The following is a 13,428-nucleotide window of genomic DNA, read 5'->3' as shown; positions in this document are numbered from 1 at the left end:
TGGTCAGCGCAATCGATGTTTCCCTTCGACACAGCTTTTCTCAACCCGAACAAGCGCGCTACCATGCAGCATGGAGAAATATCCAGCCGTCTACATCATGGCGAGCCGCTATCGCGGCACACTCTATGTCGGAGTGACGAGTGGACTTTATGATCGTGTCTGCGCCCACAAGAACGGAACGACCCCCGGTTTTACATCGGAGTACAAAGTCCACACTTTGGTCTGGTACGAGCATCGACAAACAATGGAGTCGGCGATTCTCCGCGAGAAACGGATCAAGGAGTGGAAACGTAACTGGAAGATAGAACTGATCGAGAAAATGAATCCCGGCTGGCGCGACCTTCACGATGAGATCGATGCCCTTGCGACCTTAGTTGAAGACTAGCCCCCGCCTTGCCGTCATCCCGGCGAAAGCCGGGACCCAGCTTTCCACAATCTCCGCCGCCCAAAGCTGGGCCCCGGCTTTTGCCTGGGTGACGACAAGGTGAAGGTGCTTCGAAGTGCGTTACGTCACCGTTTTCATCCAGTCGAACAGCTTGTCGAACCCGCCGAACGGATAGAGGTGCGGGCCGGCGATGCCCAGCTCCGGCTGGCCGTAATGCACCTGCGCAAGCCCGGCCACGAAATCGTCCGGCGTGCTGACGCTCAGCAGCCTGGCGATGTTCAGGGCCTGCTTGCGGATGAAGCGGGCGGAGTTGCCCACGCCGCACATGGCGGCGTATTTCACCAGCGTCTTGATGGTCGCCGGGCCGGGAATGCCCACATGGATGGGAAGATCGATGCCTTCGGCGCGCAGCGTCTTCGCCCATTCCGTCACCGGGCCCACCTCGAACAGGAACTGCGTGGCGATGAAGCCTTGAAGGCCATTGGCCCTGAGATAGGCCTGCTTTTCCTTCAGCGCGTTCATCAGCGCGGCCTCGCCATGCGCCCTGGCGATGTCGGGGTTGCCTTCCGGGTGGCCGGCGATGCCCAGCGACCTGACGCCATTGGCCTCGAACACGCCCGTCCGCATCAGCTGGATCGCCGCGTCATACTGGCCGATGGGCTCGGGCGCGCCGCCGCCCAGCACCAGCATGGTGTCAGAGCCGGCCCCGGCGAAAGCCTTGATGCGGGTGCGGAGGTCTGCTTCGTCCGTGACGAACCGCGCCGGCACATGCGGCACGGGCTGGAAGCCCGCGGCCTTGAGCTGCCTCGCCGCCTCGATCTGGGCCGCGACGTCGCCCGCATCGATGAGCGCCACGAAGACGCGGGCCCCCGGAACCAGCTTTTCCTTCAGCAGGGGGAGCTTCTCCACCTGCTTCGGCGTGATCTCGATCGAGGAGAGGCGCAGGAAGGACGCAGTGGAGGATCCGGTATTGGCGATCGGGGCATTCATGGGAAACGGGCTCCGTTGAGATATCCGCAAATTGCGCCAGCCGAAACCGCAGCGCCCGGATGTTTGCGACCCCGCCATAACGAATGCGACCGGGCCATCTCACCCATGTCGTTTTCCACCTGCGGCATGACGCTGGTGGACAAGGCTCAAACTTTGCGCAAGAAGGGGTTCAAACAGGAGTGCGCACCCCGCATGTTCGGCGATCCCCCCAGGCAATTGCCCCAGCACATGGCCGTCGTCGTGGCGCCGGAATTCACCATGATGCCGGTGACATCGGCGATTGAGCCCTTGCGGATCGCCAACCGCATCTCGGAAAAAGCCCTCTACAAATGGACCATGCATTCGCTGGACGGCCAGCCCGTTGCCGCCTCCAACGGTATCCTTGCCATGGTGGATGGCGACCTCGCGTCGATCCCCGATGATGCGGCCATCCTCATCTGCGCCGGCCTCAATGTGCAGCGCCACACCGACAAGCGGCTGGTGGCCTGGCTGCGCAAGGTGGCGCGCAAGGGTGTCAGCATCGGCGCGGTCTGCACCGGCGCCCACATTCTCGCCGAGGCGGGCCTGCTCGACGGCTATAAATGCACCATCCACTGGGAGAACATGCCCGGCTTCACCGAGGCCTTCCCGGAGCTCGACGCCACCGGCGGCCTGTTCGAGATCGATCGTGACCGCTTCACCTCCGCCGGCGGCACCACGGCGCTCGACATGATGCTCACGCTGATCGCCAGCCAGCATGGGCCGGAGCTCGCCTCGGCGGTTGCGGAAGGCATCCTGCATTCGCCGATCCGCCATCACAGCGAACACCAGCGCATGTCGCTGCCCGCCCGCATCGGGGCACGCCACCCCAAGCTCGTCGGCATCATCGAGAAGATGGAGGATAACCTCGAGGAACCGCTCTCGCCCTCGGTCCTGGCGAAGCAGGCGGGCCTGTCGACGCGCCAGCTGGAACGCCTGTTTCGCCGCTACCTCGACCGCAGCCCGAAGCGCCACTACCTCGAACTCCGCCTCAAGAAGGCGCGCTCGCTGCTGCTGCAGACGGATATGTCGGTGATCAACGTGGCGCTGGCCTGCGGCTTCTCATCGCCCTCGCACTTCTCCAAATGCTATCGCGCCTTCTATGGCCGCACGCCCTATCGCGAGCGCGGCATTCCAGTCATCGGGGGGGCCGGTTCCGTCTAAAGCATGATCCGCAAAAGTGGAACCGGTTTTGCGGTAAGATCATGCGCAAGTCAGGATGCGGAGGGCAGCGCCAGCACGGCCCGCAGGCCGCCCAGCCCGGCGTCCTCCAGCGCGACTGCGCCATGATACATGCCAGCCGTCTCCCGGACGATTGCAAGGCCAAGTCCGGAGCCCGGCTTGGTCTCGTCCAGGCGCTGCCCGCGCTGCAGCGCCGCGGCGCGCTGGCCGGGCGGCAGGCCCGGTCCATCGTCCTCGACGGCGATGGCGAGCAGGCTGCGGCCCGCCTGCGCCCCCTGCGGCCGCGCCGACACGGTCACCCGCTTCGCCGCCCACTTGCAGGCATTGTCGAGCAGATTGCCCACCATCTCCTCGAGGTCCTGCCGCTCGCCGCGGAATCTGAGGCCATCGGGACAGTCGACCGTGACGCTCACGCCCTTGTCGCGGTTGATGCGCGCCAGCGTGCGGGCCAGCGCGTCAAGCACCGGCTTCACCTCCGTCACGGCCCCCAGGCCCTGGGCGCGGGCGGCGCGCCGGGCGCGGTCAAGATAGAGGTTCACCTGGCCGCGCATCAGGCCTGTCTGCTCCGTCACCTTGGCGGCGAGCGGCGTTGCCTGCCCCGCCGCCTCATTGGTCAGCACACTGAGCGGCGTCTTCAGCGCATGGGCGAGGTTGCCCACCTGGGTGCGCGCCCGCTCCACGATCTCGGCATTGGACTGGATGAGAAGGTTCAGTTCCTCGGCAACGGGCCGGATCTCGGCGGGATATTCGCCTTTCAGCGCGGTGGCTCCGCCCTGGCGGATCGCCAGCAGGTCGGCCTGCATCGCCCGCAGCGGCCGCAAGCCGAAGCGCACCTGCACGAAGACGGCGAGCGCCAGCCCCAGCGCCAGCAGCACCAGGCTCGCCACCAGCGCGCGGTTGAAGCTGCGCACCTCGGCCGACAGCTCGTCGTAGTTCCCGGCCACCAGCACCGAGAATTCCCCCGTGCTGCCCGGCAGCGTGAACGCCTGCCCGATGGCCCGCAGGGTGACGCCACGCGTGTCGGCAAGATAGAAGGCCTGAGCGCCATCCTCGCGGGCAAGATCAGGCGGTACGGTCAAACGCCGTTCGAGCAGCGAATTCGAGGCCAGATCGGTCACGCCCGGCGGCGCGTCCACCGGCGTCACCTGCCAGTACCAGCCCGACAGCGGCAGGCCGAAGCGCGGGTCGACGATGGCGCTGGAAAGCCGCGGCGAACCCTCCGCCGTCACCTCGATGTTGGCCAGAAGCCCGTCAAGCACGGCGTGCAGCCGCTGGTCGAAATTGCGTTCGAGTGCGGCGGTGAACAGGCGCGCCAGCAGCAGGCCCGTGGCGGCGAGCAGCACCACGCTCACCAGCGCTGACGAGACAATGAGCCGGCCCGACAGCGAGCTGGCGCATGTTCGGTTCGGGCGGAACCGCCTGAACCAAAAGACCATGCGCCGGATCAAACGCCTGAGCATGATCTTACCGCAAAACCGGTTCCACTTTTGCGGATCATGATCTAAGGCGCATCGTCCGGCTCGGTGACCGTGTAGCCCATGCCGCGGATGGTGTGCAGCACGCCGGCCCCCAGCTTCTTCCTGAGCCGCCCTACAAAGACTTCCACCGTGTTGGAGTCGCGGTCGAAGTCCTGGTCATAGAGATGCTCGACGAGCTCGGTGCGCGACACCACCTTGCCCTTGTGGTGCATCAGGTAGGAGAGCAGCCGGAACTCCAGCGAGGTGAGCTTCACCGGCATGCCGCCGACACTCACCCTGGCGCTTTTCGTGTCAAGCACCACCGGCCCGGCGCTGAGCTCGCCCGAGGCATGCCCCGCCGCGCGGCGCAGCAGCGCGCGGATGCGCGCCAGCACCTCCTCCATGTGGAAGGGCTTGGCGACATAATCGTCCGCCCCCGCGTCGAAGCCCGCCACCTTGTCGGACCAGCGGTCGCGCGCCGTCAGGATCAGCACCGGCATCTTGCGCCCGGCGCGCCGCCATTTTTCGAGCACGCTCACGCCGTCGATCACGGGAAGGCCCAGATCGAGCACCACCGCGTCATAAGGCTCGGTGTCGCCGAGGAAGTGCCCTTCCTCGCCGTCCTTCGCGGCATCGACCGCGTAGCCCGCATCCGCCAGCGCGGAGGTCAGCTGGCGGCGGAGGTCCGGATCATCCTCGACGACGAGAAGGCGCATCCGCGGTCCCTATTGCGACACCTGACCGGTCGCGGCGTCAACCAGCACCTGGATCACCGCGTCATCCTGCTTCAGGCGCACGACATAGTGATCGCCCTCAAGCTTCACGCCCAAAGCCTCGGCGCCCGGCACAGCCTGCAGCGCCAGCTTCACGGCGTCCGACGGCGCCACCTGCTGGGCCAGCGTCGGCGGCACCCAGAGGGCGGTGGCCAGAAGAGCGGCGGCGAGAGTCCTGGCGCGGGTCTTGTTCATGACAGGCATTCTATCCCTTCCTATCTGAACCGCGCGTGAATGGAAATCCCGCGCGTTTGGCCGGGGTTACCGCGGCCGCCACCTTCTCGATTGAGCGTCCGCCGATATAGCCGCCCGCCCCCACGGTGAGGAATTGCCAGAAGCCTTCCGGCAACGACTGCCACCGCGGCTCGAAGGCAACGCGGTGACCGGCGATCAGGTCCGCCAGCGGCAGCAGAAAGCCCATCAGCAGCAGAAAGCCCATCAGCAGCAGCATCAGCAAGGGCCGCCAGCTGCGGCTCAGCCAGGAGTTCGAAGTGGTCTCGGCCATCACCACGTCAGCGCCCAGTTCCGCGGTGCGCTGAAAATAGCCGAGCGTCTGGCGCTCGATTTCGGCGGCAAGCTTGCGCTTCAGCTCGACGTCCGCCACATAGGCGTCGAGGATTTTGGCGAGCGGCCCCTGCACGAGGCCCAGCGCCAGCTGCGCAACCATGGCGGCCGGGACCATTACGCCACCTTCCCGGCCGCCGGCCTGCGCCAGCGCCAGGAGGCATAGGCCCCCGCCGCCAGCACGAGCACCACGAGCACCGCCACACTCACCCACACGGGAAGCGCATGTGCCGCGCTCACCGCCACCGCCGTTCCGCCCACCACGGCGCCCGCATGGCGCAGCTGCCGCCCGGTCTCCACGCTCTTGGGCGCACCCGTCGCGCCGCGCCCTGCCTGGGGCGCGGTCTCGGACATGAAGAGTTCGGCCTCCGCCGCGCGCCGCCGTTCGAGGCCGGGCAGCACGCGGCCGCCGCCCTTCACCCACAGCCGCAGCCGCGCCGGCACGTCATGGAAGCGACCGGCATTCACAGCCCTGAGAACCGAGGACGAGCGGAAGGCCGGAATGCCCACATTATAGGCAAAGCTCACAAGCGCGGAGAACTGCGCGCCGCTCACCTCGCGCGCCAGCAGCGCGCCCACCTCGTCGGCGAAACGCCGCACATCGTCCTTGAGGATACGGTCCGCCTCTTCCTCGCCGAGCTGCATGCCGGGCTTCACCGCCGGCGGCCCCGCCTGGGATGTATGGCCATAGCCGATGGTCCACACTCCGGCCGGGCAGCGATAGGCATTGGCCCTGAAACCCTCGAAGCGCCTGATCAGCGCCAGTCCCTCGTCTGTCACCTGCATTGCCGTCTCCTGTTCTGTCTCTTTGTTTGTTCGCATTTTCGACGGTCAACCGGTGTCCGCTTGACCTCAAAATGCTTTAGATTTTGCCGGTCAGCAGCGCATGCGCCACGCGCGACAGCAGCGCGCCGAAGGTGATCGAGAAGCCGATCACCAGGCCCAGCGTCTTCCAGCCGCCGCGCGCCGTGACGAGCGCGTCGCGGATCTCGCGCACGTCCTGGCGCATGGCATGGATTTCCTGCTCCACCGTCTGCATGCGCGCCTCCAGCGCGCCCACGTCACGCTCGATGGTGGTCATGCGAGGTTCTCCAGCCGGGCCTGAACGAGGGCGACGGTCCACGCCGCACCCGTTCCGGCATTCACCGAAACGCCGATGGTTGCGTTCGCGATTGCGCTGTCGAAACTGACCGGGCCCGCGCACCGCACCGGACCCGGAGTGTTGGAAAGCCCGCCGGACGCGCCCGTATGGGCAAGCGATGAGACGGCCTGTATCGCGGCGGCCGCTCCGGTCGCGCGGAAGGTGGCTTCGAGGGTGAACCGTCCGTCATCCGCGGCGGCGGTCTGCGGCGGAAAATTCATGGCGGCCAGCGCCAGGTCAGCCACGGCGGCGCCTGATCCGAAGCGCAGCGTGATGACCGGCGTGACCAGGCCAGCCGCCGTCTTGCTCGCGTCGAAGGTCAGCACATAGCGCGTGCCCGGCTTCAGCCGGCCGGGCGGAATGGCGATGGCGGAGCCCGCGAGATAGGTGTCGGCGGCAAAGCCCGGGCCCTGGCTGGCGAGCGACTGGCCATAGAGCACGGCGGGCTGGGTCTGGGGCGTGTTGGGCAGGCTCACCGCGCCGCTGGCGCGGTCGATCACCAGGGCAGGCTTCCACGCCGCGCCGTCGCTGCTCACATTGATGCGGAAATCGTCGCTTCCGCTCAGTCCCATTTCGGCGCGGCCGGACCAGCCGGTCTGATAGATGAGCGAGGCGGTGTCGCCTGCGGCATTCTTGTTGAGCTTCAGGCGGTGGTCATTGCCCGCGTGGCTGAACAGCGAGGCGGGCGAGGCGACCGCCAGCCGGTTGACGTCGTCGGCCGCCGCATTGACGCCGAGCCGCAGCAGGTTGGCGAGTTCGGTGATGGTGACAGGCTCGCGCCACTGCGCGCCGTCGAAGACAAGCAAACGCGCCTCGGCCTCCACCCACAGGCGCCAGCCCTTGCGCGGGTTGAGGAACGCCCAGCCGCCGGCCTGGGCGAGCGCCACCAGGCCCTGCTGCCCGGCCCAGGCGCCGGTGGCCGCGGCGGCGACGAGATAGCGGTCGCCATCGGCGGGCGCGGCAGGGGGCGCCGCCAGGCTGCGCGAGATGATGGAGAGATGGATCAGCGCATCGAGCCGCAGCAGCGCCTCGTTGTGCGTCACGTGCTTCTGCGCCTGCGCGGCGGCAAGCAGCGGGAGCGAAAGCAATGGCGTATCAGACATGGAAGGTCTCCTGCACAGCGGCGCCGGCGCCGAATGTCGATGAAAGCTGCGCCACGCGCAGCGTGAAACTGCTGGCCCCAGGCCCGAAGTCGACGGCGATGTCGGCGGCGCGATAGAGCCATTGGCTCTCGCCCGCCGTCACGCTGCGCCGCACCGCGGCCCCCGCGAGCACGTCGATTTGATAGGCCTCGCGCTCCTCGGCGAGCGGAATCTCGCTCGCCTCCCAGCTGTCGCCGCCGATGCGGCTGCGCCGGATCCAGCTAAACAGCACGCCGTCGCCCTGCCGCGCCGCCTTCAGCCGCACCGGGGCGAGCGGTCGCAGGCCGAGCAGCGCGCTGCGCAGCGTGACGCTGGCCTGCGCCTGGGCGAGGCCGCCCCCGGACGGGCCCGCCTGCCAGGTCTGCTCCAGCCCCGCCTGGGCCAGGCTCAGGACCGGCTGCACCACGGCCGCATCCAGCAGCACGAAGCGCTCGCCCGCCGGGCGCAGCGCCCGCATCTCGGGTTCGGAGCCGAACTGCCCGCGCAGCAGCAGCGACAAGCGCCAGCTCTGCACCCCGACCAGCTCGGCGGCTCCGAACTGGACGATCTCCCAGCCCGTGGCCATTGAACCGACAGCGGCAAGATTGGCCCCCTGCAGAAGCTCGTCGAGGCCCGCCGAGAACACCGCGCCCGAGCTCAGCCGCACAATGGCCCCCGGCCCGCGGTCGAGGCAGCCCAGGGGTCCCGCGGCAAGCGGCGTCAGCAGCAGGCCCATGCTGGCGGCGCTGCCGATGACGCGGTTGAAACTGAGGCTGGCCTTGCCGGTCCGGCGGTAGAGCGACAATTCGCCCGGCCACGGCGTGGCCGCCGCCGCGATCCATGGCGCGTGCGCCTGCACGCTGTCGTCCGCCAGGGCGAGGTCCATCGCCTGCACGGCGGGCGGCCCGTAAATCACCGCCGTCTCGCCGGACTGGCCGCGGTCCGGCGCATCGGCGGGTTCCTGCACGGCGCGGTCGAAGCTCCGTCCACGGATCTTCCGCGACGTGGCCTCGGCAATCTCCTCGATGCGCAGCAGGTAGCTGCCGTCATCGAGGCCGAGCGCAATGACATCGCCCGGCTCCAGCGCGAGATGCGAGGGCGGCAGGGCGAGCTCCACCGTCTCGCGGCCCGCCCAGGCCTCCTGCAGCACGACCTGGGCCCGCTTTTGCGCCTCGGCCTGGGTCACCGCGGCGGGCAGTTCGATGAGGCTGTCGCGCCGCGCCGCGCCCCCCGTCTGCTTCGCCTCCGCCACGGCGAGGCGGTAATCGAGGCCCGCTTCGAGGTAGGACAGCTTGACCGCCGCCGGCAGCTCGGTTTCCTGCGCCCTGGTGATGCGGTAGAGCGGGGCCTCCGGCTTCGCCTCCGCCAGCCCGTCGGGCGTCAGCGCCGTGATCGCGGCGGATTTCCGCATGAAGACGCGCAGGGTCCCGCCGCTTTCCACCGCGTCGAGGCCCATGGCCCGCATCAGCCCTTCCAGCGCGTCGCGGCACGACATCACGCGGTCGATCGCGAAGCCCGCGACCAGGCCCTCGACGGCGGAAACGTCGACATCGTCAAGGCCGTAGCTCTGCATCACGTCGGCGGCGAGGCGGCCCAGCGGCACGATGCCGGCGCGCCCGTTCAGCCAATGGCCGCGCTCGTAGTTCAGCGCATCGGCCCACACATCGTCGCGCGCCGGAAACTGCGGGAAGGGCCGCGCATCCCAGGCCCAGAGGAATATGCGCGCCGCATTCACCATGCGCCGTCCATCCACCGCGGAGGCGGGATTGTTGGCCGGCTCGGACCAGAATTCATCAAGCGCCGTCACGTGCCGGGCCTGCATCAGGTCATCGCGCGCGCCGCTCGAGAAGGGCGGCAGGCGCGACTCGGCCGACTTGGCGTCGATGAAGGCATTGGGCTCGTTCGATCCCTTGTCCACCGCGGCGCAGCCCGCCTCGGTGAACCAGATGGGCTTCGACTGCGGCGTCCAGCCGGTGGGGACCGCGCTTTCGACGCCGCCCGGGCGGTCGTAATGGCGGTTCATCCACCAGCCCTTCAGGTCCTTGCGGCGGAACACCCAGGGCTTGGCGCAGGCGACGTCGCTGATCGGCGTGCGCTGCTGCAGCGCACGGTCGGCGTCGTTCGCGTAATACCAGTCGAAATATTCGCCGCCGGCGATATTGGCCTTGAGGTAGCCGGTGTCATAGACCGAGGTCCACCCCGCCAGCCGGTCAAGGTGGCGCTCGCCGTCGCGCCAGTCGGCAATCGGCAGGTAATTGTCGAGGCCGATGAATCCCACCTGCGGCAGCGACCAGAAGGGATCGAGATGGAAGAACACGTCCCCCGTCCCGTCGGCCGGCTGGTGGCCGGACCATTCGCTCCAGTCCGCGCCATAGGACACCTGGGCGGCGGGCAGGATTGCCTTCACCTCCTGCGCCAGCTGCATCAGGGCGGCAACGAAGGGAAAGCCGTTGGCCTCGCGCCGCAGCGTGGTCAGTCCCGCCAGCTCGCTGCCGATCAGGAACGCGTCAACCCCGCCCGCCAGTGCGCAGAGCTTCGCATAATGCAGGATCATGCGTCGGAAGCTCCATTCGGGCGGCCCGGAATAGGTCACGCCGGCGCCTGCCGCGGTGAAATGCTGCGGCTGCGCCTGCCCCACAAAGGCGGCGACCTCGGCCGCCGCGGCAGGCGTCTTGTCGGGCGATCCCGCGCGCCCCGGCGCCAGCGCGCCGGTGATGCGCCCGCGCCACGGGTAGGCCGCCTGTCCGGCCCCGCCATAAGGGTCGGGCAGCGCATTGCCGGGTGCGATGTCCATCAGCAGGAAGGGATGGAACATCACCTTCAGCCGCCGCGCCTTCAGTTCCGCAATGGCGCGGAGCACCGAGGCGTCGGAAGGCGTTCCGCCAAAGGCGGGTCCGCCGTCGCGCCGGCTCACCACATGCGCCGCGCCGCGCGCGATGCCGCTGACGCTCCATAGGGTGGGGGAGGTCTGCTTGTCCGCGGTTTCCACCCCGGGCCGGACGCGGCACGTCCCGCAGCGCAGGTCGTTGCCGAACCACGCCACCACCAGCGAGGCGGCGGCGGCCTTGCGGCAGCTTGCCTCCAGCTGATCCAGCGACACGCTGAAGTCGCTGTCCACGGCGGAGGCATGGGCGTTCTCGGGCGCCGTCACGCCCTCATCCGCCCGGCGCGTCACGATCTCGGTGTCATAGCCGAACTCGGTGGAGCCGGGGATGATGCTCACCGCCCTGACATGGCTTTCCATGCCGCCCACCCCCTTCAGCACCTCGAAGGAGAGCTGCGGCAGGCGGTTGCCGAACTCCTCCAGCGGCAGCTGCTCGAACACCACATAGGCAAGCCCGCGATAGGCCGGCGCCATGCCCTGGCCCTGGATGGCGGCGATCAGGCTGTCGGCCTCCTGGGTTTCGCTGCCGGTGTGGACGCGCGCCGTCACGCCGCTGAGGTCGAAGGGCCGGCCATCCGCCCAGACGCGGCCGATGCGGTCGATCTCGCCCTCGCACAGGGCAACCGCAAAACTGGCGGAATAGCTGTAGGTCTTCACCTTGCCGCCGCCGCCGCCGCCCCCGCCCCCGCCGCCCTTGCCGCCCTCGCTCGTCGTTTTCTCGATGAAGTCGGTGGCCCAGATCACTTGCCCCGCCACCCGCATGCGCCCCCACAGCCGCGCAATGGGCGCGCCCTCGGTGGAGGCCATGACGCGCAGGTCCGCCAGCCGCGGGCCCTTGGCGGTGCGGTCGCCGCCGAACAGCTTTTCGTCGATGAAGCTCCCGGCCACCGCGCCCAGCGCGCGGCCGATCACGCCGCCCACGGGGCCACCCAGCAGCGTGCCAAGGCCCGTTCCCACGGCCTGCAGAACCACGGTCGCCATCACGCACCTTCCGGAAAGCGAAAGGCGAAGGCCAGGCGGCGCAGCCACCAGGCCGACAGCGCCACCTCCGCCACGGCGGCGCCCTCCTGCGCATGCACCATGAGGCCGCCGGGCGCCGCGATGCCGCAATGCTTGGCCGGCAGCTGCGCCCGCCAGCGGAACAGCAGCACGTCGCCGGGGCGATAGTCCGTGCAGGCGATCTCCGTCAGATGCCGCCGCGCCGCCTCCGCCATGGCTTCGCCGCCGCCCATTTCGGCCCAGCCGGGCTGGTAGGGAGGCGGCGTTTCCGGCTCACCGCCCACCACCTCCCGCCACACGCCACGCACCAGACCCAGACAATCCGCTCCCACGCCCTTCAGGCTTGCCTGGTGCAGATAGGGCGTGCCGATCCAGCCGCGCGCCGCGGCAACGATCCTGTCCTGCGCCAGCATCAGCCCCTTCCTTTCGTCGTTTTCTTTTTCACGGCGTAACCCAGCACGAAGTCGTCGCCCGGCATGTGCGGGAAGCCGCGGAAATTGGCCGCGTTGTTGAACTTCGCGCGGCAGGTGGAAAACTGCTTGTCGCAGCCCGCCCGCAGAACAAGCTGGTCGCCCGCCGCGGCGTCGAACAGCAGCGGCTGCCACAGCTCGATGCTCACCAGCGCGCCGGCCACGCGGTGGAATTTGATGGCGCCGCCGCGCCCGGCATTGGCCCCGGTGGCGAAGGCGAGCGTGCCATGGGCGAAGAAGCCCGCGGCGAAGCCCGACGCCCCGCTCACCTCGAGAATCCGCCGTTCGCGGCAGGCATTGACCTGAACCGCGGCGGCGAAATCCGGGTTGCCGAGATCGACCCCGCAGCGCTGATCGCCCAGCACCGCGTCGCAGCCATATTGGTAAAGCCGCCCGCGCGGCTCGTTCAGCACATGCGACAGGCCGCGCAGCTCGGCGGTGAAGAAGCCGCGTCCACGCGTCACCTCGCCCACATGGCCCTTCTTCAGCAGCACCCGCTGGCCCACGTCCTGCCAGTTGACGCGCCACAGCTCCACCGCGGCATTGTCGAAGTCCCCCGCCTTCAGCCGCGCCTCGCTCAGGCGCGCGGAGGAGAGAGCGCCCGAAGCCTCGAGGTTGTCCACCGACAATCCCAGCGAGGATTCGATCTCGCTCGCCGTGAAGCCGGCCTCCGCCTCATAGAGCGTGCCGTCGATGACAAGATCGCGGTCATGGTCGGTGAAGCCCAGCACCTCGCCGCCCCTGAGCGCCACCCGCCAGCAATGGCAGAGCGTGGTGGCGCCGCCGGCAAGATGCTGGGCCAGGCCGCCGGGAAGCGTTCTCATGTCCTGATCTCCACAATGGGAATGTCGGGAATATCCCCGCCGGCGAATTGCGTGAGGTTGATGCGCAGTTCGTCCGTGTCGAAACGCACCGGCACGTCGAAGAAGAATCCCGCCGTCACCGCGGCGCCCGCGGGCGGGGCCGCTGCGAGCGTCACCACGCCGGTCAGCGCATCGAGGCTGAAGCCCGTCACCTCCTGGGCGCCCACGGCAACGCGCACACTCCCCGCCACCGGCTTGGTGACGGTGCGCACATAGTCGCGAAGGCCGGAGCCATAGCGCTTCACCAGCTGGAACTTGACGGCCGCGCCGTCGCCCGTGCCGATCGCCTGGTCCAGGGGCGTCACCGCCGCGGCGGGCGCGCAGGACTTGAAGTCGAGCGGGTCCTTCCAGCGGAAGCCGTGCAGCCTGCCGCGCCGCTCCTCGAAAAAGGCCACCACGCGGTGAATGTCATCGAGCGACTTCACCCCGAAGCCCGCGTTGTAGCGCCGGCGCGAGCAGGCCCAGCGGCTGTTGCGCTCTTCGGCGCCCGAGCCCGTCACCACGATCTCGGTGCGGCGCTCCGGGCCTCCGGAACTGCCGCGCGAGATGGCGGTGGGGAAGCGCACGTCATCGAAGCTCAT

At 68.7% G+C, this 13,428-nt stretch carries 14 protein-coding genes; 2 read left to right on the top strand and 12 right to left on the bottom strand.

Annotation, left to right across the window (positions count from 1 at the left end; genetic code table 11):
* The first annotated feature begins 97 nt into the window (after positions 1-97).
* Positions 98-385, top strand: coding sequence for a GIY-YIG nuclease family protein (locus tag IOC69_RS07010; protein WP_366935503.1), 288 nt, complete (start codon positions 98-100; stop codon positions 383-385).
* A gap of 120 nt (positions 386-505) precedes the next feature.
* Here IOC69_RS07010 and IOC69_RS07005 read toward each other — a convergent pair whose 3' ends face one another.
* On the bottom strand, positions 506-1,375 hold the full coding sequence (locus tag IOC69_RS07005; RefSeq protein ID WP_290542828.1) for a methylenetetrahydrofolate reductase: 870 nt from the start codon (positions 1,373-1,375) through the stop codon (positions 506-508).
* A gap of 192 nt (positions 1,376-1,567) precedes the next feature.
* Between IOC69_RS07005 and IOC69_RS07000 the strand changes: the two genes are divergently transcribed.
* Positions 1,568-2,557, top strand: a complete 990-nt coding sequence (locus IOC69_RS07000) for a GlxA family transcriptional regulator (RefSeq protein ID WP_290542827.1) — start codon at positions 1,568-1,570, stop codon at positions 2,555-2,557.
* Between the two features lie 50 nt (positions 2,558-2,607).
* On the opposite strand, the gene IOC69_RS06995 is transcribed toward IOC69_RS07000, so the two are convergent.
* From IOC69_RS06995 to IOC69_RS06945, 11 genes are all read right to left on the bottom strand, one after another.
* Positions 2,608-4,035 carry a sensor histidine kinase gene (locus IOC69_RS06995; RefSeq protein WP_290542826.1) on the bottom strand — a complete coding sequence of 476 codons (1,428 nt, stop codon included), beginning with the start codon at positions 4,033-4,035 and terminating at the stop codon, positions 2,608-2,610.
* A gap of 41 nt (positions 4,036-4,076) precedes the next feature.
* A complete protein-coding gene (locus IOC69_RS06990; protein WP_290542825.1) occupies positions 4,077-4,748 on the bottom strand; it encodes a response regulator transcription factor in 672 nt (223 codons plus the stop codon).
* Between the two features lie 9 nt (positions 4,749-4,757).
* Entirely contained in the window at positions 4,758-5,000 is a 243-nt protein-coding gene (locus IOC69_RS06985; RefSeq protein ID WP_290542824.1) for a PepSY domain-containing protein, read from the bottom strand.
* A 10-nt stretch (positions 5,001-5,010) separates the two neighbouring features.
* Complete coding sequence (locus IOC69_RS06980) at positions 5,011-5,487, bottom strand: 3TM-type holin (protein ID WP_290542823.1); 477 nt, start codon at positions 5,485-5,487, stop codon at positions 5,011-5,013.
* Positions 5,487-6,155: a lysozyme gene (locus IOC69_RS06975; RefSeq protein WP_290542822.1), complete on the bottom strand. Its 669-nt coding sequence runs from the start codon at positions 6,153-6,155 to the stop codon at positions 5,487-5,489. The genes IOC69_RS06980 and IOC69_RS06975 overlap by 1 nt, the downstream gene beginning before the upstream one ends.
* Before the next feature lie 76 nt (positions 6,156-6,231).
* Positions 6,232-6,450 (bottom strand): hypothetical protein, encoded by a 219-nt coding sequence (locus IOC69_RS06970; RefSeq protein ID WP_290542821.1) that lies wholly within the window; start codon positions 6,448-6,450, stop codon positions 6,232-6,234.
* Positions 6,447-7,613 carry a DUF2793 domain-containing protein gene (locus tag IOC69_RS06965; RefSeq protein WP_290542820.1) on the bottom strand — a complete coding sequence of 389 codons (1,167 nt, stop codon included), beginning with the start codon at positions 7,611-7,613 and terminating at the stop codon, positions 6,447-6,449. Before IOC69_RS06965 ends, IOC69_RS06970 begins: the two co-directional genes overlap by 4 nt.
* Positions 7,606-11,496: a glycoside hydrolase/phage tail family protein gene (locus IOC69_RS06960; RefSeq protein ID WP_290542819.1), complete on the bottom strand. Its 3,891-nt coding sequence runs from the start codon at positions 11,494-11,496 to the stop codon at positions 7,606-7,608. Before IOC69_RS06960 ends, IOC69_RS06965 begins: the two co-directional genes overlap by 8 nt.
* Positions 11,496-11,927, bottom strand: a complete 432-nt coding sequence (locus tag IOC69_RS06955) for an NlpC/P60 family protein (RefSeq protein WP_290542818.1) — start codon at positions 11,925-11,927, stop codon at positions 11,496-11,498. The genes IOC69_RS06960 and IOC69_RS06955 overlap by 1 nt, the downstream gene beginning before the upstream one ends.
* Positions 11,927-12,808, bottom strand: a complete 882-nt coding sequence (locus tag IOC69_RS06950; protein ID WP_290542817.1) for a DUF2163 domain-containing protein — start codon at positions 12,806-12,808, stop codon at positions 11,927-11,929. The genes IOC69_RS06955 and IOC69_RS06950 overlap by 1 nt, the downstream gene beginning before the upstream one ends.
* Positions 12,805-13,428 (bottom strand): DUF2460 domain-containing protein, encoded by a 624-nt coding sequence (locus IOC69_RS06945; protein ID WP_290542816.1) that lies wholly within the window; start codon positions 13,426-13,428, stop codon positions 12,805-12,807. Before IOC69_RS06945 ends, IOC69_RS06950 begins: the two co-directional genes overlap by 4 nt.

The organism is Aestuariivirga sp., from assembly GCF_020252405.1.
GTDB lineage: Bacteria > Pseudomonadota > Alphaproteobacteria > Rhizobiales > Aestuariivirgaceae > Aestuariivirga.
Note: the sequence above shows the minus strand (reverse complement) of the source record. Positions and strands in the feature narration are given on the sequence as shown.